The 18569-nt window shown below is 41.8% G+C and carries 14 protein-coding genes; 6 read left to right on the forward strand and 8 right to left on the reverse strand.

Going from position 1 to position 18569, the window contains the following annotated elements; translation table 11 throughout:
- Positions 1-102: 102 nt before the first annotated feature.
- A complete protein-coding gene (locus tag AACW45_RS19280) occupies positions 103-231 on the reverse strand; it encodes a hypothetical protein (protein ID WP_339381970.1) in 129 nt (42 codons plus the stop codon).
- 56 nt (positions 232-287) lie between these two features.
- Positions 288-6143: an RHS repeat-associated core domain-containing protein gene (locus tag AACW45_RS19285; RefSeq protein WP_190628597.1), complete on the reverse strand. Its 5856-nt coding sequence runs from the start codon at positions 6141-6143 to the stop codon at positions 288-290.
- An 828-nt stretch (positions 6144-6971) separates the two neighbouring features.
- On the opposite strand from AACW45_RS19285, the gene AACW45_RS38435 reads away from it, so the two are divergent.
- Together AACW45_RS38435 and srmL are read left to right on the forward strand one after the other, a co-directional pair.
- On the forward strand, positions 6972-8489 hold the full coding sequence (locus AACW45_RS38435) for an ATP-binding protein (protein WP_373462030.1): 1518 nt from the start codon (positions 6972-6974) through the stop codon (positions 8487-8489).
- Positions 8490-8619: 130 nt separating this feature from the next.
- Positions 8620-9633 carry a PheS-related mystery ligase SrmL gene (gene srmL / locus AACW45_RS19295; RefSeq protein WP_190628602.1) on the forward strand — a complete coding sequence of 338 codons (1014 nt, stop codon included), beginning with the start codon at positions 8620-8622 and terminating at the stop codon, positions 9631-9633.
- A 242-nt stretch (positions 9634-9875) separates the two neighbouring features.
- Here srmL and AACW45_RS19300 read toward each other — a convergent pair whose 3' ends face one another.
- Positions 9876-11147 (reverse strand): FGGY-family carbohydrate kinase, encoded by a 1272-nt coding sequence (locus tag AACW45_RS19300; RefSeq protein ID WP_190628765.1) that lies wholly within the window; start codon positions 11145-11147, stop codon positions 9876-9878.
- 188 nt (positions 11148-11335) lie between these two features.
- Here AACW45_RS19300 and psaM point away from each other — a divergent pair, with 188 nt between their 5' ends.
- A complete protein-coding gene (psaM, locus tag AACW45_RS19305; protein ID WP_373462038.1) occupies positions 11336-11434 on the forward strand; it encodes a photosystem I reaction center subunit XII in 99 nt (32 codons plus the stop codon).
- A 369-nt stretch (positions 11435-11803) separates the two neighbouring features.
- Positions 11804-12217, forward strand: coding sequence for a slr1601 family putative cell division protein (locus tag AACW45_RS19310; protein ID WP_190628604.1), 414 nt, complete (start codon positions 11804-11806; stop codon positions 12215-12217).
- Positions 12218-12379: 162 nt separating this feature from the next.
- Here the strand turns inward: AACW45_RS19310 and AACW45_RS19315 are convergent, their stop codons facing one another.
- Positions 12380-13081 carry a tetratricopeptide repeat protein gene (locus tag AACW45_RS19315; RefSeq protein ID WP_190628607.1) on the reverse strand — a complete coding sequence of 234 codons (702 nt, stop codon included), beginning with the start codon at positions 13079-13081 and terminating at the stop codon, positions 12380-12382.
- A 521-nt stretch (positions 13082-13602) separates the two neighbouring features.
- On the opposite strand from AACW45_RS19315, the gene AACW45_RS19320 reads away from it, so the two are divergent.
- Together AACW45_RS19320 and AACW45_RS19325 are read left to right on the forward strand one after the other, a co-directional pair.
- Positions 13603-14067, forward strand: a complete 465-nt coding sequence (locus tag AACW45_RS19320; protein WP_190628609.1) for a hypothetical protein — start codon at positions 13603-13605, stop codon at positions 14065-14067.
- 452 nt (positions 14068-14519) lie between these two features.
- Positions 14520-15173: a hypothetical protein gene (locus AACW45_RS19325; protein WP_190628611.1), complete on the forward strand. Its 654-nt coding sequence runs from the start codon at positions 14520-14522 to the stop codon at positions 15171-15173.
- 72 nt (positions 15174-15245) lie between these two features.
- Here the strand turns inward: AACW45_RS19325 and AACW45_RS19330 are convergent, their stop codons facing one another.
- From AACW45_RS19330 to ebsA, 4 genes are all read right to left on the reverse strand, one after another.
- On the reverse strand, positions 15246-15737 hold the full coding sequence (locus tag AACW45_RS19330; RefSeq protein ID WP_096645972.1) for a YajQ family cyclic di-GMP-binding protein: 492 nt from the start codon (positions 15735-15737) through the stop codon (positions 15246-15248).
- 258 nt (positions 15738-15995) lie between these two features.
- A complete protein-coding gene (locus AACW45_RS19335; RefSeq protein ID WP_096645971.1) occupies positions 15996-16499 on the reverse strand; it encodes a DNA recombination-mediator protein A in 504 nt (167 codons plus the stop codon).
- A gap of 232 nt (positions 16500-16731) precedes the next feature.
- The gene (locus AACW45_RS19340; protein ID WP_190628613.1) at positions 16732-17826 is read right to left on the reverse strand and encodes a DRTGG domain-containing protein; all 1095 of its coding nucleotides are present in this window, start codon (positions 17824-17826) and stop codon (positions 16732-16734) included.
- Between the two features lie 210 nt (positions 17827-18036).
- Positions 18037-18411 carry a type IV pilus biogenesis protein EbsA gene (gene ebsA, locus AACW45_RS19345; protein ID WP_190628616.1) on the reverse strand — a complete coding sequence of 125 codons (375 nt, stop codon included), beginning with the start codon at positions 18409-18411 and terminating at the stop codon, positions 18037-18039.
- Positions 18412-18569 lie beyond the last annotated feature (158 nt).

The raw sequence follows: 18569 nt of genomic DNA on the forward strand, positions 1-18569 counted from the left end.
AGATATTTAAAATTGATTATATCCACCCAAAAATACTGATTTTTTTGGTAAAAAACGATTTTATTCAGGATTTTTTTATTCCTCTAATCAAGGAAATACGGATTAGGAATGCGATCGCTGTGGTTTGTAAATTGATTTAGCCATCAGGCTGGGAAAAGAGAATCTGAAACGCCTCACAGCGCTTGCTTCTATCCAGTGGTTACCACTTTGGATGAAGATTTGTGTTTTCATACTGTCACCAGACTCTGACAAATTTTTAGTCTGGTGACACGTTTCATTTGCGCACCTTAAGCTTGTAACAAGATATCTGTTGTAGACAGAGTTGTAACTCCTGATAAAGTTGCGAAGTATCCACCGGAACCTAAACCTGATGTTGCACCATCGGCGTTATAGAATAAATCGCCATTAAATCGGTTAAAGACCATACGGGCAATGCTGGCACCAGCTACCGTTGCGCCGTTAGTAGATTCGTTAATTACCGCGAACTCGCTAGCATTGAGATTAGAACCAGCAGAGGTAGTGAGTGCGGTAAAGGTGGTTTTGTCAAGGACAATTTTGTCTGTACCTGTAAGAAAATCGGTAATGCGATCGCTTCCCATTGCGCTGGTGGTAAAAGCTGTTCCGATATCGAAAACAAATTTGTCAATACCAGTACCTCCGGTTAGAGTATCGTTTCCTGCGCCTCCAGCAAGCCAGTCATTACCAGCATCACCAAATAGCTGGTCATTACCAGCATCGCCGTAAAGACCACCGTATTTCACACCAGCAACCAGTCGCTCATCATTATCATCACCTGTACCACCGCGCAAAATATCATTACCATCGCCACCCTCAAGGCGATCGCGGTCTACACCACCATCAAGGGTGTCATTTCCGGCTTCTCCGTACAATGCATCCGTACCAGTGCCACCAATTACCGAATCATTTCCTGCGCCAAGACGTACCTCACTACCGTAATTCCAGCTACCGCCACTTCCTACGGTGGCGCTGAGATTAACCACATCGTTAGCGCTACCTGTTTTCAGGAAAAGTTGCTCAATTTCACGGAAAGTTGTGCCGCCAGTCACGGTTCCACTAGCGGTACTTGTGTAGTTGATAGTGACAGCAGTTGTTCGGGTTGATAGGTCAAGGTTAAGGACATCGTTACCCAAACCACCAATTACTGAGTCAACACCTGTACCTGGGTCTAGGTAGTCATTGCCATCGCCACCATCTAAGGTGTCATTACCAGCACCACCATAAAGACCACCGTATTCAACACCAGCAACCAGCCGTTCCCGATTATCATCACCAGCACCACCGCGCAAAATATCATTATCATCACCACCCTCAAGGCGATCGCGGTCTGCACCACCATCAAGGGTGTCATTTCCGGCTTCTCCGTACAATGCATCCGTACCAGTGCCACCAATTACCGAATCATTTCCTGCGCCAAGACGTACCTCACTACCGTAATTCCAGCTACCGCCACTTCCTACGGTGGCGCTGAGATTAACCACATCGTTAGCGCTACCTGTTTTCAGGAAAAGTTGCTCAATTTCACGGAAAGTTGTGCCGCCTGTAACAGTTCCAGCAGTTGTATTGGTGTAATTAACTGCGATCGCTGTTGTCACAGTTGAAAGGTTGAGGTTGAGGACATCGTTACCCAAACCACCAATTACTGAGTCAACACCTGTACCAGGGTCTAGGTAGTCATTGCCATCGCCACCATCTAAGGTGTCATTACCCGCACCACCGTAGAGTCCACCATAAACAACACCAGCAGCCAGCCGTTCCCCGTTATCATCGCCTGCACCACCACGCAAAATATCATTGCCATCACCACCTTCCAGGCGATCGCGGTCTGCACCACCATCGAGGGTGTCATTTCCTGCTTCTCCGTAAAATGCATCTGTACCAGTGCCGCCAATTACCGAATCATTGCCAGCACCCAGTCGGACTTCGCTACCATAATTCCAATAACCTCCATCGCCAACAGTGGCGCTGAGATTAACTACATCGTTACCGCTACCTGTATTGGTTAGCGAAATAGACTCGAAATTGGTAATCGAGTTGGTAAAACCAGGAGTGGTAATTCCAGATGGGGTGACGGTGATATTAACGTCGGTGGTTTGAGCCGAAAGATTTAGCAACAGCTTATCTGTACCTGCACCACCATCAGCTGTAAAACCTACACTTCTAAGGGTGACAGTATCATTACCATCGCCAGCATTAATTATGCTGTTAGTACCACCAACATCAATAGTATCGGCGTTGCGAGTTGCTGTAATGTTAAAGCGATCAATGCCTGTAAAGCTAATCGAATCCAGCCAACCTCCAGTAGTTGCAGTTCTTCCTGCACTGCCAGAAAAACCGTTACCATTACTACCAGCAATGGTAAATTGCATTTGATTGCCAACATCATTAACGGAATAATTAAGAATCAGGGTATCAACACCAGAACCCCCATTTACTTGGTCGTTAAGACCCAACCCAGCATTAATAATGTCATTTCCTGCACCACCGTTAAATATGTCATTACTGCGGAAGATACTGCCATTGATGGTAGTGGCTTGGGTGATAGTGTCGTTACCGCTACCTGCTGTGAGTTTGAGAAATTCAATGTTTGTTGCCGAAGCGATACCTGGTAAAGTGCCACCGTTAAGGGGGTTAGTGATGGTGAGGTTTGCTGTTTGCCCGGATAAATCCAGTTCTAGGGTATCTTGACCGTTACCACCATCAACGGTATCCGTACCAAATCCCGCTTTGATAGTGTCATTACCATCACCACCATCGATACGGTCATTGCCAATACCCCCATCCAAAATATCATTTCCGGCTCCACCAGAAATTGTGTCATTGCCAGCAGCGCCATTAATTTGGTCGTTTCCAGTGGTGCCATTGATAGTGTCATTACCAGATGTGCCAAAGGTGACATTAGCAAACGCTTGGAGAAAATCCGCTTGGCGAAAAGTGTTGAGGAATCCAGAAAATCCCGCATTTGCCAAAACTTGAGCGATGCGAGCGTCAAAATCTTCTTGAGAAAGATTAAATCTACCCTCGAAAGCATCTAAGGCGGTAACTGCGAAGTTCCAATATAAAATTGCTTGACCCGAATTTGTAGGTGCATTGGTTCTTAACCCATTTAGAATCGTGTCAAGGCTGGTGATAGTTTCTAGTGTGTCGCCATTGTGGCTAAAGGTTGAATTAGGGAACAAATTACGCATTTGTCCCTGTACAAGCAAACGCCCTGTGAGTTCCCGGAATAGGTCGTTCCAGACTCCGTTAATCACGTTTGAGGCTTGGGGGCCGGGATTAGCACCCCAGCCAGCTTGCTGGAAATTTTCGCCAACAAACTTTTCTAAGAAAGCGAGTTTGCGCCCATCTATGTAAAAACCTCGGCTATTCGTGGCAATATTTTCCACACCAGCCCAACGGTAAAGCAGTGCTTCTACTTGAGAAATAAATTGATTGTGGAATTGTTGAAAATCTTGAGTACTTAAAGACACAATATTCCGCATCATTCCCAATAAAATTGGGTCGATGCTCATGGCAATATACAAATCAGCTAAATTACCATTACCTCGGAGCGATGGGAGAAATAGAGTTTCCGCTTTAAGTTGATATTTTTTCTCGTAGATTGTATTTACCTGGTTGAGAGCAAACCAAACATCAACTATTTCGCGGGTAACGCCATCTGTTCGGGTGTAGTTACTAATGCTACTAATGCGATTGCCTTGGTTGGTATCATTTGCGGTTTGATAGTTGAGGTTGATACTTCTGATTCCCCAATCAGCCAAGCTTCGCAATTCACCAACGTCGCTAAAACCATCCTGGTCTTTGTCTCGCCAAATTAACAGATTCGCAAATTGGGTATCTGTGGAATCGATGACATTATCGTTATTGCTATCGAGTTGTTTGAGAATGATAAATCCGTCAGTTGTGGCGTTTCCAAACAGTTCGGTGATGTCGTTGATGCGCTTGTCGCCATTTCTATCAAGCGCTAAAAGCCCATCATCTGCTTTTACCCAACCTGTTTGTTCAGCAAATCCATCTGCATCGAGGTCAAAGAAAGCACCAGATTCTTGCAGTGAAGTTAATTCGATACCATCACCGTCTAAATCTAGGACTAGTGGGGAAATAGTTCTTTCAGCACCTCCCATACGGTCACCAGTGTCTTTTCCTGGATCGCCGTGGCGACGATCTCGTCTTTCATCATTACGTTTACGCTTTTCCTCATCAAACTTTTTCTGAAAATCGTCACCGTCTCGATCAGGCTGATCTTTTTCTTTGGGAGGTAAACGAGGAGGAATTGGTATGGGGGGCTGAACGGGCTTTGTCTGATTCCGTATTTGATTCCGAATGATGTTACGAATAATGATAGCAAATTTCCCATTAATATCCACTTCATTAACAGGATTATTGGAGGTATAGGCATAGAGATTAACTCCGCCAGACTGACCACTTGGATCTAAACTAGTGAATCGACCTGTTAAAGGTGAATAATATCGAGCGCGGATAAAATCCAGCCCATTCGCTTCATCCATCACCCCCCATTGCCCAACAAACTCAAAAGGATTAGCAACACCCTCTGTTGTCAGCAAATTTTCCCCAAACGGACGATAAGCATAACGGTTCACATAACTACCAGCAGCATTAGTTAGTCCTGCTGTTGAACCCAACAAATCCGAATCATAATAAGCCGCATTACTTCCAGCAAAGCGACCAACTAAACCAATCCCATGAACGTAGTTAGTTGCTGCACTACCGTTATATTCCCCAACAACATCACCCAACCCAAAGGGGTCAATTAAATATTCTGTCCGTTGACCATTTTGAACTGACGCAACACGATTCCCAAAAGCATCATACTCATAACTAAATGTCCCTTCTGGAGTCACCGCACCAATCAACTTATTCTCGTCGTTATATGTATAAGTCCAAGTGCGAGTTCCATCAACAACCTTAGTTAAATTCCCATCTGCATCGTATGTATAAGTCGCACCACCAACAGTAGTGTATTGATTCTGGTTGTTAGTCGTGTAATTAGTTGTCACCCCATTCACAATAGTCTGGATGCGATTACCTGCTGCATCGTAGACATACTGTAAATCTTGATTGGCAATACTCGTATTAGTCGAAGTAAATCGTGCCCTTGCTAGCTGCCCCGTCGTATCGTAGGTATAAGCCCAAGTACCATCCCTTGTAGTCACACCTGTTTGCCGTCCCAAACTGTCGTAGGTGTAAGCAAATGAAGAATTTATCGAATTATTCGATGCATAGTTAATAATGCTCGTTACTTGCCCTGCATTATCGTAGGCATAGGTTGTATAAGTGCCATTACCATTAGTTTCCCGTGACAAGCGCCCAACAGTATCATAGTTGTAGGAAATAATCGTTGCACCACTGGCATTGGTTAATTTTGAGAGGCGACCATCAGCGTCATAAATATAGTTGCTAGTAAATCCGCTTTGGTCTTTCATTTGAGTGCGCCTACCTTGGGTATCGTAGGCAAATTCTAGAAAGCGGCTATTTGGGTAGGTAATTTTAGTTAAACGGTTGTTAGCATCATAGATAAGACTCGTTGTTTTGCTATTAACATCAATGACTGATGCTAAATTACCTTTTGCATCGTAAGTATATTGCTCAAACTTGCCATCATCAAAGGTTTTACGGGTGATTTGCCCTGTGCTGTTATAGGTGTATTTAAAAACATCACCGCTACGTTCTTTGGCTTCAATCAGATTGCCATTTATATCATAGGTAAAAGTTTCTGACTTGTTATCGGTGTAAGTAATTCCCGTCAATTCCCCATAGGTATTATAGGCATACTGGAGAGCATTACCCTTTTGGTCTGTGACTTTAGTTGGAGAATCGGAGTTTGCACCATAGGTAAAGCTAACACTTTGATTCAAAGGGTCGGTTTGACTCAGCAAGCGTCCTTGGGAATCATAGGAATATTTGTAAATTGTGTTACCTGGGGCAGTAATTTGGCTGAGATAGCCGTTGGTGTCGTAGGTAAAATTTGTAGCTCTGTTTAAAGGGTCTTGGATACTTTGAATTTGTCCGGTGCTGGTAAAATTCATCCTGGTTTTAGCACCAGTTGCATCGATGACATCAATTACACCAGGAGAAATATATTCATAGCGAACGGTTGTACTCATGTCAATTCCTTATTTAAATCAGTAAATAAACAAATGAGTAGGCAAAATAGCCCCACTTCGTGGAGTCTTCCTAAAATTAATCCGCTCAAGTATGCAAAATTTATACAACGAAATTTACAAGAAGCCGGCAGACTTCTTGGTTAAAATTTTGACTATTTACTTAAGTTACTATACAACGGCTTATGTAAAATCACTCATTCCAAGTACAGCTTTACACAATCTTTACATTAAAAATAAGTAATTTTAAGAAACTCGCCTTTCAATTAATTACTGTTATTCTCAACACAATTCTTCCTGGTGTTTCCTATCGTCTAAGTAGCTGTCATGAACTGTGTACACCAGGACACATAAAAAAGGGGCTGGTAACTAGTATTTTTTACTCGATACAATGCACTTTTTCAAGTTAGCCAATCACAGAAAAAACCCACAAACCTGGCATGAAAATCTGTCTTTCCATGTCCAATGCCCCATGCCCATTTTCAAGTTAGAGAACACAGAGAGCATATATGTTCGTCTTAAGGGTATTTGGGGAAATATTAATTATAAGTATTGTACCAAAATTGAGCGCACAATTTATACAAAAATCAAGGCTGACAACTTGAGCTTAACCTAAAAATTTATGTGTGAATAATTCTTTGGGACTACTTATCAATCATCTTGAGCAGTAAATTTAGAACCCCCATGACGGCATCAGTAATATTCCTGAAAAAAAAGTTTCCCACTTTTGTACAATGGTTCTCAATAGCTAAGTGGCAGTATATTTACTACGCTCTGGCAGCTTTTGACCTATTAACTGTATCCAGTAGCCTATACCTTAACCACAGAATTATGGACATCTATACTCAATCCATTGTGGTAAATCATGAGTGGGCTGTGCGATTGGAAAGATATTCTGAATTAGGTCAACTTTTAGCAGATGTTAATGCACCTGGAAATGATGTTTTTGATTCTCAAAATGTGGAGATGGAATCAAAAAGATTAGCAACTGCTCAAGATAACTTTGAGCAGAAATTTAACAGCATTAAACAAGAGCTACAAACTCAAGTAGATCCAGCGCAGGTAGAAAAGTTGCTCAAAGACTTGGATTCAGTACAAGCAGCAACCACGGAAATGATAGCTGAAGCCAAACTCATTTTTGACTATTTTCGCCAGAATCAGCCGGAAATGGCTGGTAAACGCATGGCGACGATGGATCGTCAATATCATAAAGTCAATAAAGCACTGGCGACTTTTCGCCGTAATGTCAGCCAGATTCAGCAGCAGCTTTTGCAGAAAGAAAAGGTTGCTGCTAATGTATTTCGATATTATGAGTTTGCGATCGCATCTGCAATGCTACTGATGGTTGCTAGCGTAACGTTTTATGGACATCAGCTAGCACAAAAGATGAAATCTGATGCGCAAGAAAAGGAAAAGTCTATCGCAGAATTACAGCAAGCAGAAGCTCGTTTGCGCGAACAAACCCAAGAGTTACAACTTACCTTAGATAATCTCCAAAAAGCTCAGTTACAATTGGTGCAAAGTGAAAAAATGTCCAGTTTGGGAGAATTGGTAGCTGGCGTTGCTCACGAAATTAATAATCCAGTTAATTTTATTTACGGAAACTTGACTTATTTACAAGATTATTCTAATAGTCTTTTAGCTTTTATCCGACTTTACCAGAAGTTTTATCCTAAGGCTCCAGTAGAAATCCAAGCGGAAGCGGAAGAAATGGATTTGGAGTTTTTGCAGCAGGATTTGGTAAAAATTCTGAATTCGATGAAAATAGGAACCGATCGCATTCGTGAGATTGTGTTATCGCTGCGTAATTTCTCGCGCATGGATGAATCCGATTTTAAAACGGTGGATATTCATGAAGGTATCGATAGCACGCTGCTAATTTTACAACATCGCCTGAAAGCGCGATCGCCTTATCCAGCTATTGAAATCATTAAGGACTATGGTAATTTACCTGAAGTTGAGTGCTATGCTGGACAACTCAATCAAGTGTTTATGAATATTTTATCCAATGCTATCGATGCAATGGAAGAACAAAATAGTCAGCGAACTGTTGCAGAGATTAAAGCCCAACCCAGCCAGATTACCATTCGCACATCAGTTATTGATAGTCAGTGGGTAGAAATTGCGATCGCTGATAACGGCGTTGGGATTCCCGAAAATATTCAGCAACGCATTTTCGATCCTTTCTTTACAACCAAGCCTGTAGGAAAAGGTACAGGTATGGGTATGTCTATCAGTTATCAAATTATTACCGAAAAACATCGTGGTAAGCTCACTTGTTTTTCTACCCTGGGAGAAGGAACCGAGTTTGTTATTCAGATTCCCATTCACCAACAACTGCAAAAATAATCTCTATTTTTTCTGTTCCCTATTATTTTTTCTGACAATAATTTCCTAGATAGCATTTTATGTTACAATTGTATTACAAACTAATTTACGAGAGGCAAAAAATGAACCACCTGGACTTCTCAAGCCGGATTTGACGAACCCGGCTAATGGAATTCACGCCATTAATCTTATCGTCTACCAAATAGCCGAAGTTCTGCAAGCATCCGGTTATCCCGAACCCACAATTTGGCGTTCTTCTCCCATCACCACGATCGCCAATAACTACGATAAGCTGTATATTCCACAAGAAAGTTTATCCCGTTCCCCCAAATACACCCGTTACCTCAGCGACGGTAGGCTACTGAGAACTCACACCACTGTTATCATGCCAGAGTTACTTCCTCACTTACAGGGGGAACAACTCATTATGCATCCTGGTATTTGTTACCGTCGGGATGTGGTAGATAAACGTCATGTTGGCGAACCTCATCAAATGGATGTATGGTTAATTAGCCAACAGCAAAAATTAGCTAGAGAAGCTTTAATTCAGCTAATTACTGTTATTATCAACGCCATTCTTCCAAATGTTTCCTATCGCTTAAATGAAACATCACACCCATATACCTGCAATGGTTTAGAAATTGAAGTATTAGTTAATGGTAACTGGATTGAAATAGGAGAATGCGGAGAAATTCATCCGAATTTACTCAAACCTGGTTATACAGGTTTAGCATCTGGTTGGGGATTAGATCGTTTAGTGATGTTAGTAAAAGGGATAGATGACATTCGCTTGCTACGAAGCACCCATCCCCAAATAGCTGCCCAGATGACGAACCTGGAAACCTATATTCAGGTATCTAATAAACCAAGTATCAGCCGAGATATGTCTATTGTCACCGGGATAGATACTGATTTAGAAGATATTTGTGAACAGATACTACAAGTGTTAGGAAATGAAGCAGAAATATTAGAATCTGTGGAAATATTAAGCGAAACTTGTTACCAGCAACTTCCACAAACAGCAAGAAAACGTTTAGGTATCCAACCTCATCAAAAAAATTTGCTGGTGCGAATGACACTGAGGAGTCTTTACGCATCTATTACTAACCAAACTGCAAATAATCTTCGAGATTTGGTTTATCAACAAATTCATCAAGGCGACTAATTTATCCATCGTCTTAATGCGAGCAATCAATTCTGTTTTTCCTCTGCGCTCTCTGCGTCCTCTGCGGTTAATAAAATGATCTAACCACAGAGGCGCAGAGAACACAGAGAGAAGAGAATACGCACAAATTACTAAAAATTTTAATTTATTGAACCGCCAAGACGCCAAGTACGCCAAGAGTTCGTATAGTGTGCGTAAGTCTTAGAGAAAAGAAAACAGATATATAGCAATCTGTTTAGGAGTTATAAACACCTATCTCCCTTGTCCCCCTTCCCTTCCCCCATCGCCAAAAGCGCTGTTCCATAGGCTGCTTCTGTCTGTGTTGATGAAACTACAGGGACTTGCAAATACCTTCCGCGAATCGCAGTCCAAGTATTATTTGCTGCACCACCACCAGCCGTATAAACGCGCTGTAACTTATCTGCGCCCATTTGCTGTAACAATTCATACCCTCTTGTTTCGATGCGGGCAATACTTTCTAATAACCCATGTAAAAATTCTCTGGGATTATTTGGGCGTGGTTCTAAGCGTGGGGGTAAATGGGGATCGTTAATCGGAAAGCGATCGCCTGGTTTTAACAAGGGATAATAATCTAATTCGCTGGCTGTATTGGCATCAATCTCCTGACTCAAGCTTTCTAACTCAGCATTCGTAAAAAATTCCCGCAAAACTGCACCGCCAGTATTAGAAGCGCCGCCAGTTAGCCACAAATCGCCTAGACGATGGCTGTAAATTCCATATCGCGCATCTTCAACGCGAGTGCGACTCAAGAGTTTTAATACCAATGTCGAACCCAAGGAAGTTACCGCTTCCCCTGGCGATTTTGCGCCACTGGCGAGAAAAGCCGCAATACTATCTGTCGTTCCCGCACAAACTAAACAATCTTGACGTAAACCAAATTTAGCAGCAATTTCTGGGCGTAATTCAGCAATAGGTGTACCTGGGGGTAAAACTTCCGGTAACTCAATCGGGATTTGCAAATTTTCTAGCCATTGTGGGTATTTTAACTCTTCTACGTCGTAACCCAGCTTTAAGGCGTTATGGTAATCGCTAATACCTAAGCGTCCATGCAGCAGAAATGCGAGCCAATCCGCTTGATGCAGGAAATATCTGGCTTGGCTGAATGTTGGCAATTGTGACATCCACATAAGTTTGCCGAGGCTAGAAGTAGCGCTGACTACCGTATGATTTTCCGGCGCGAAGCTTTTCAACTGTTCTAACATCACCGATCCCCGTGGATCGTTATACAGCAAGGGCGCGTCTACAGGTTTACCAGTCGCGTCTGTTAATAAAACAGTGGAGGAAGTTCCATTAATCGCGATCGCTTTAATTTCTCGCCGCAGTGGTTCGGGAATCGCCCCTAAAAGCCCCCATAGAGCTTTTTGCCATACATTTAGCCAATCAGGGTAATTTTCCCAAGGAAACCGCATTTCTGCCTGGATAACCGCTTCAGCGTCAATGACAATCGCCCTAGCGCCAGATGTCCCAAAATCGATCCCTAGAAAAAAATCCATAGATTGATATATTTTCTTTAAAAAGAATAACGAATCACTACTGAGCGATCGCGGCTTTTGTTGCATCTTGTAACAAGATGTTCCCCAAACCTCGCAAAACAGTGAAAAGTAGTAAACGAACTAATTTAAAATGCATTGAGTTTAGGAGGTTTCCAACCATGCCTATATCCAACAGTCTCTTGTTTGCTGTGACATCTCTCTCAGATACTCAAGTGTACATCGCTTTGGTCGTAGCCTTGATTCCAGGCGTTTTGGCTTGGCGTTTAGCTACAGAACTTTACAAATAAGCCAGAGTGTGACACAGTTGTTGGGCTAAGAAGCCTGGCATGAGTGAGTAACCTAAAACGACACTTTTAGCTTAAGGCGAGTAAGTGTTTGACTAAGGATACTTACGTATGCCAGGTTTCTTTTTTTGCAAAGATACACCTGTAGCAATTTGCAAAAAATGAAGTAATATGGCAGCTAAATCAAGCCGTAATTATAATAAGTAGGCTTTTATTACCAATTTGCACCAAGAATGCGAAAGATACGCAGTGGTAAACCCTTGCGTTCTCTAGCTTTCATAATTCTAAATTTTGAATTTTGAATTTTGAATTTTGAATTTTAAATTGGTATCACGCTGTTCTGCTTGAATTTATGAGGTCTTTTTTACCATCATGAACGCTATTCAACCATCAAGTCTGCCGGTACAACCGATCCAGAAACGCCGGGTTACACCTCGCCCCAAGCGTCATTTGCGCCAGCGATCGCATCAAGTCATGGCTATAGAAGCGACAGCCAAGATAGCAGTTAATTTGGCGATATCCGCAGCAGCCGTTTCCGCCCTCATGCAACTTTTGCCCTATCACTGGTTACAGCAAGATAAATTGCGAGAAATGCGGACTGAACTCAAGCAGATGGAAGGGCGTGTCAATGCTTTACAAGCAAAATTTAATCGCAACTTCGATCCCTCCCAGGCGAAATCTATTATGCAACAACAAAGCTACCGAGTTGACCCGTCTCAGCGTCAAATCGTCTTGATAAATCCAGATGCAACAGAAGCTACTAGTCAATCTGAGTCATCACCTTAAAGTACAAGTCAAAAGTCAACAGTCAACAGTCAACAGTCAACAGGATGATATTTCAGTTATAGTTATTGTCGCCAAGCTACACTAATTAACATTTATTCGCAATTAGTTATACAGGGTCGCTATACTCTACTCATAATTTAGATTTACCAGTCCAAAGCCGGACTAACTTAAAGAATCAGGATGTTCAGGAGATAGCAGTTCGTTTAACCAATTTTCTAATTGTCTGCGTAAGCGCCAACCAGGAGCATCTTTTCTTTCAGGGAGTTGAGTTAAAGCACGACGATAATCAGCGATCGCACAATTCCAATCGCCCCAAAGATGATAAGTTCTGCCTCTCTCAGCCCAGATATGACCTTCTAGCTGCCCAAAAAGCAGGGCGACATCAAAATTCTCAATTGCTTCCTCATATTGCCCTAATTCGCGCCAGGTGATGCCTCTATTGATGCGCGCCCGGACATGGCTAGGATTTAAATCAATCGCCCGATCGTAATCAGCGATCGCTGCGGCTAATTTGCCACAAGCAGCGTAGTAGTTGGCGCGGTTATTATAAGCACTAGCCAAAGCCGGATTAATTTGTAGTGCTGTGTTGTAGTCACAAAAAGCCTTTTGGGTTTCGCCACTTTGAAAGTAAATCAGCCCTCGGTTGTTATAATCAATCGCGTTTTGCGGGTGACGGCGGATCAGTTGGCTTAAAAGTGCGATCGCTTGACTATAATCACCTTTCTGCGCCAATCTCAAAGCACATGAGCGTAAATCGCTATCTTCTAGATCTAAATCATCTCTAAAATTTTTAGTTGTATTTGATACAATATCGCATAAGTTGTTTTGCTTATCTCCAAAAGCTAGATAGGAGTTATTACTCATACTGTCCTGCCGTATATACTTGGTTTTTGAAATCAAAATATAGTTATTATTGTGCTGGTAGTTAGTCGGATATGTCAGTTCTTAGGGTGTCTATAATTACTTAATAATTACAACCACAACCATAGAAAAACTTTATCTCATACAAACAATTAACGATCCAATCTCATCATAGATACCTCATCCCCAGGTTAAATTCCAGAAAAAGCAAATATCAATCTCCCAGAGTAGTCAAGTAGTGAGAGCGACAACTTGGTAGAATGCCAACAAGCCGTTGATGAGATATAACGCAGCGCACCCAGGAACAAGGCAATGCTCAGAATGGGTAACCCTGTTTTCCTGTTGGAGCAATTATTCTCAAGCAAATGACGAAAACCGTCAAGAAAAACAACAATTCAGGTGCGAATATCCTAGCTTGAGATATGAGGTTGATCCCCGTTGCCTTGTCTCCTTATAGATTCGCATCTAACGGTTCCAGCTGCTAGTTCCTTAATCTGACTTTTAAGTTTTGAGAAAATTTTCTTATGACAGTTGCAATTTCTTACCCTGAGTCTCCCGATTTAACTGCTGACGATTACATTGTGCTTGGCTTGGCTACATGCTTTGTGAAGGAAGATGGCGAAATTCATCAAGTCGAAGTCATTGAACCCATACCCTCAGCAGCTTTAGAAGCAATTATGAAAGGAATTCCCACTTCATATAAATTTGCTTTAGCCACAAATTTAGGCTCTATCCTGAATGGGGATCAACTCTCAACACCAACAAACTTTCCCGAATCGGCTCAATTTGCAGATGAGTTTGTCACCCGACTATTTGCCGCAGCACGTACCTATAAGCGCCGTGAAGTAACAAAATCTCTCATTGCCTTGGGTACAACCTACACAGAGTTAAATTACTCTACTGAACGCAAGCGCGTGTTAAATGCTGCTAGGGTCGTGACTAAAGATGATAACGTTAAACAACATTCCCACACTCATAAAGTTCTGTAACATTTAATCAATTTTATTATATCCCCGACTTCTTCAAAAAGTCGGGGATCTTGCAGGTTTTAAAAGTCCTTTCGTTGGTAGCAAAAAGTTTTAGATCCCCCTAAATCCACGCCACTTGCTACAACGGGGGGAACCCCCGCAACGCAGTGGCTCCCCTTAAAAAGCAGGGCTGTTTCGTTCCCTAAAATGGATAAAATTGCAAGATACAAAGAGACAAAAATTGAGAACAAGCGCACAATGTTAGCCAAAAATTTTTGCGCCTTCTACCCAAAATACGTGATTTTTCTTTGCGTCTTTGCGCCTACCCTGCGGGAAGCCGCTCCGCGTCTATGCGTGAGATTATCCTCTTGACAAATTTCCAACACCAGCGAATGAAACAGCCCTGCCCTTAAAAATGGGGACTTTGATTGTATTTCCCCCCTTAAAAAGGGGGGTAGGGGGGATCGATTAGTATGAAGATACAGCCAAAAACTTTTCAAACAACCTCTAAAGGCTATTCTTGGATATTTCTTATGGAGAAGTATAAGTTAAAAGTAGGTGCAGGATTATTAAATTCTAAACATCAATATATTCAAAAGCTAGAACCGATAAAATATTATATTGAATTAATTATTAAAGATTATATTCAACCCAAAAACTATCAACTTCTGGAAATTCATGGCGCAACCCTCAAATATAGCCAGGGATTGCAAGATAAGTATTACAGCAACAATATTATTGCTATAGGTGATGCCGTTTCTACAGTTAACTTTTTAGCTGGAGAAGGCATTAGACATGGTATGTTAAGCGCTGAAGTAGCTGTTAAATATATTGCCAAATATTTAGATAATCAATCCTCAGATTTTCAATATTATCAAAAAGAAATGTACAAAATATTTTACAAAAAATGGCTAATTTCTGAAAAGCTAGGACTCAAGAAATATTTATTAGATAGCGACACAATAGTAGATAGGTCAATTAGCTATTTAAAGTTTTTGAATATTCATGAAATCATGGATTTACTATTTAACTATAAATTTGAGAAATTCTCGAAAATATTTGTAGTGAGATTAGCAGTAAAAAACCTGGAATTTTTACGTAACAGCTTTATTTTTAAAAAATCCTAATTTACTATAGCTCCCCGACTTCTTTAAGAAGTCGGGGAGCTATAAAAAGTTAAAGCATAAAATCAAGATGATTCAACGATAATTTGTAAACTGCAAAGCTACAGGTAAATCTTCTTGTTTCAAGCGTTGAATTACAGCTTGCAATTCATCTTTAGATTTAGCAGTTACTCGCACAGCATCACCTTGAATCGAAGCTTGAACTTTTTTAAATTCATCTCGAATCAATTTAGAAATTTGTTTGGCGGTATCTTGACTGATACCTTTTTTAAGTTTGATTTCTTGGCGCACGCGGTTACCACTAGCGGATTCAACTTTGCCAAAATCAAAAATTTTCTGAGAAAGATTTCGTTTAGCAGCTTTTTCTCGCAGAATACCGTGTACAGAATCTAAAGTAAACTCACTGTCAGTATTAACGTCAATACTTTCCTCACCTAACTCAACAGTAGTCGCAGTATCTTTGAGGTCGTAACGGCCTTTGATTTCTCGTACAACTTGATCGACAGCATTGACCATTTCTTGTCGGTCAAAGTCACTCACAATGTCAAAGGAATAATTAGAAGCCATAGCGCAGCGTTGAATTTTTATTGTTGGATCTGAAATAGGGATGGGGGATGAGTAAATCGGTAATTACTAGCCTATCCTCTATTCCTCCTTTGCGATCGCCTAAAAAAGCGCAGCAAAATAGGCGGATGTCATTACGTCATCAACCAAATCCATAAAATACCATTAATTGTCGTTTATGGGCAATTAGCGGAACCTATCACCCATAAACAATCTGTAGTTTTGCTTTAGTAACTAAACTCATGCCGACCCAGCCTCACGCTAGTCAAAGTAGAAAAGCGTCACCACTTTTCTTTGTTCTTCTGCATCTTTACAAGTTTGCAGCAGAGTGCGACTGTCGTGAAACGCAAAGCAAATAAGTTGCTGACAACGAGAAACAATCTCTTTGTTGCAAATGTAACTCGCTTCAGCAAGGGACAGATTATCGTTACTCGGATTTTCTACCAGGTGCATTACCAGTTCTAGCTGCTGACGCGATTCATTGGGCTGGCGTTCTAAGCTTTGGGGTAGAATCACCGTCAACAAATTAGGATCAGCCCGCATCGCGCCTTTAATAGCGGCAGAATTGGTACCTGTAGCTCCAGAAGTGATGACCCGGTTGCCTGATAAAACTAAGGCATAGGTCATCATTTCAATAAGATTTTGGTGCGTAATGGGAACGTGACGGGAACCCAGCAAGGCAATTCGTTTAGAACCTGTTTGCTGGATTGTCGCCAGTTCTTGCGCTAATGTATCGAGGTTAATAAGGTCTATTGACTGACTCAAAGATGGACATCATGAGATGAAACGACCAAGATATTTTACCAAAGAGCGTGTAAGTGCGAAGCTTACTTCAGTTAGATATTGTTAATGGGCATTGGGCATTGGGCATTGGGCATTGGGCATTGGGCATTGGGCATTGGGCATTGGGCATGGGGCATTGGTTAGAGACGCGATTAATCGCGTCTGTACAATCGTCTTCCTTGTCCTCCTTGTCCCCCTTCCCCCCTCAGGCTGGCTAAGGTAAGGCGGCGGCTGGGCTTAAGCCGAGTTTAGATAACAGGCGTTCTAGGTCAAAATGCTCGCTCATTAACTGACGAATGTACTCTACCTTGATTGGTTCGTGGACGCGCACTTGTCCGAAGGTGCGATCGACAATTTCTACTGTGGTGAGGGTATCTAAATCAACAGATAAAATGGGAATTTCTAGTTCCTCAGCACGATTGAGGATAAACGCAGGCGGTGGTAGTTGTCCTGTTAAAATCAGGCATTGGGTAGAAGTTTCTAGGGCTGCTTGCTGAATTTCGACGCGATCGCCTCCGGTGACTACTGCCATATTTCGGCGTTTGCGGAAGTACTTAACAGCAGAATTTACATTCATCGCCCCAATGGCTAAACTTTCCACCATTAAATCTAAGCGATCGCTACGACAGAGAACTTCGGCTTTTAGCTGCTTCACTAGTTCGCCAACGCTGACGCTGCGGAGTAAGTCGCTTTTTGGTAGCATTGCTAACACAGGAATGCCCTGCTGCTCTAAGAACGGCCGCAATATATTTCTGGCAGATTCTAATTTGTCGTTAGGAATATCATTAATGACAACGCCGAGCAAGCGATCGCCTATACGTTGCTTGGCAGATAATAGAGGTTCAACTGAAAGCAAAGATTTGTAGCGTGCTACTAACAATACACTTGCGTCTAATACTTCAGCTACTTGTGGCAAAGATAAGTTAAATAACTTACCTTCTTCTAAATCTCCAGGCCCTTCTAGCAACACCAAATCTCCCCTAGATACGGGCAAATATTGCTGGATTAAGGACTGTTGATAATCAGTTTTATCTTCGCCAAGCAAGCGTTTTTGCACAGTTACTTCATCCAAAGCCAACATTGTCGGTGTCACCCGATTTTCGCTCAAGTTAAGGCTATGGGCAATGAACTGGACATCTTCCTCAAAAACGTTACCCACAGATACATGAAAAGTGGTACCTAAAGGTTTGCCGTAGGAGATATCCAGTCCTGTTTGCTTTAACTGATGAGACAAACCCAAAACTGTAGCCGATTTACCGCTATAAGTCTCAGTCGATCCGATCAGCAAATATTTCGCGGATTTTGGCACACATGCACTCCTAAATTCAAAAGGAAGTAGAACCCAGCTTGGTGTTTTCTAATTTTAGGTCGAACAAGGGCGATCGCTGTTGTCAGCAACTTCATTTATTAGGAGTGATTGTCCAAATTTCCAGTACAAACAATGGCTTGGAATTAAGCCTACTGTTAGCTAATTGACCATTAACATCTACAATTGGGCAATTGTCAGCCTGAGGTAGATTTAATCATCTACACGCAGCAGTTTGCGATAGAAAGCTTGAGAAAAATCTGTCAGGCGATTGCGTTTATAGTTGTCCATCAATTCAATTAAAAAACTGACGAACTCAGAACTGGCGAGAATGATCTCGTAGCTGAGATCGGCGTCGCCATCAAACTGCATTCGGCAACGGGTCAGGTCTGAAGGTAGACTAGCAACATTCCATGTGGCGACAAAGGGAATATTATCACTGGCCTCAATTTTGCGATGTCCTTCTAAAACGCCTTTTTGATAAAGACTGATGGCATAGGGTAAGAAGTTACGCTTAGTACCTTGAATATAGGGTAAATAAACACTTGCTTGTTGGGCGCTGGCTGGTTGGAGTTGCTCAATAGACATTGTTAAATATGCCTCAAGTTATATAAAGGTCTGGGATTGTAGGGGTAGGGAACTCCTCACCACTACTTTTATCAAGGGATTAAGTAGGTTTCAATACTAAGTATTCCCAAAAAATTTTAGTTTACACATTTTCTTTTCGCTAACTGGAAATTGGGCAT

The sequence above is a fragment of the Calothrix sp. FACHB-168 genome, assembly GCF_963889195.1.
Classification (GTDB): domain Bacteria; phylum Cyanobacteriota; class Cyanobacteriia; order Cyanobacteriales; family Nostocaceae; genus Aulosira; species Aulosira anomala_A.

What these genes read in the sequence shown, in the direction of transcription:
- AACW45_RS19280 (WP_339381970.1), bottom strand. Translation starts at nt 231, where the DNA reads ATGAAAACACAAATCTTCATCCAAAGTGGTAACCACTGGATAGAAGCA.
- AACW45_RS19285 (WP_190628597.1), bottom strand. Translation starts at nt 6,143, where the DNA reads ATGAGTACAACCGTTCGCTATGAATATATTTCTCCTGGTGTAATTGAT.
- AACW45_RS38435 (WP_373462030.1), top strand. Translation starts at nt 6,972, where the DNA reads ATGGACATCTATACTCAATCCATTGTGGTAAATCATGAGTGGGCTGTG.
- AACW45_RS19300 (WP_190628765.1), bottom strand. Translation starts at nt 11,147, where the DNA reads ATGGATTTTTTTCTAGGGATCGATTTTGGGACATCTGGCGCTAGGGCG.
- AACW45_RS19310 (WP_190628604.1), top strand. Translation starts at nt 11,804, where the DNA reads ATGAACGCTATTCAACCATCAAGTCTGCCGGTACAACCGATCCAGAAA.
- AACW45_RS19315 (WP_190628607.1), bottom strand. Translation starts at nt 13,081, where the DNA reads ATGAGTAATAACTCCTATCTAGCTTTTGGAGATAAGCAAAACAACTTA.
- AACW45_RS19320 (WP_190628609.1), top strand. Translation starts at nt 13,603, where the DNA reads ATGACAGTTGCAATTTCTTACCCTGAGTCTCCCGATTTAACTGCTGAC.
- AACW45_RS19325 (WP_190628611.1), top strand. Translation starts at nt 14,520, where the DNA reads ATGAAGATACAGCCAAAAACTTTTCAAACAACCTCTAAAGGCTATTCT.
- AACW45_RS19330 (WP_096645972.1), bottom strand. Translation starts at nt 15,737, where the DNA reads ATGGCTTCTAATTATTCCTTTGACATTGTGAGTGACTTTGACCGACAA.
- ebsA (WP_190628616.1), bottom strand. Translation starts at nt 18,411, where the DNA reads ATGTCTATTGAGCAACTCCAACCAGCCAGCGCCCAACAAGCAAGTGTT.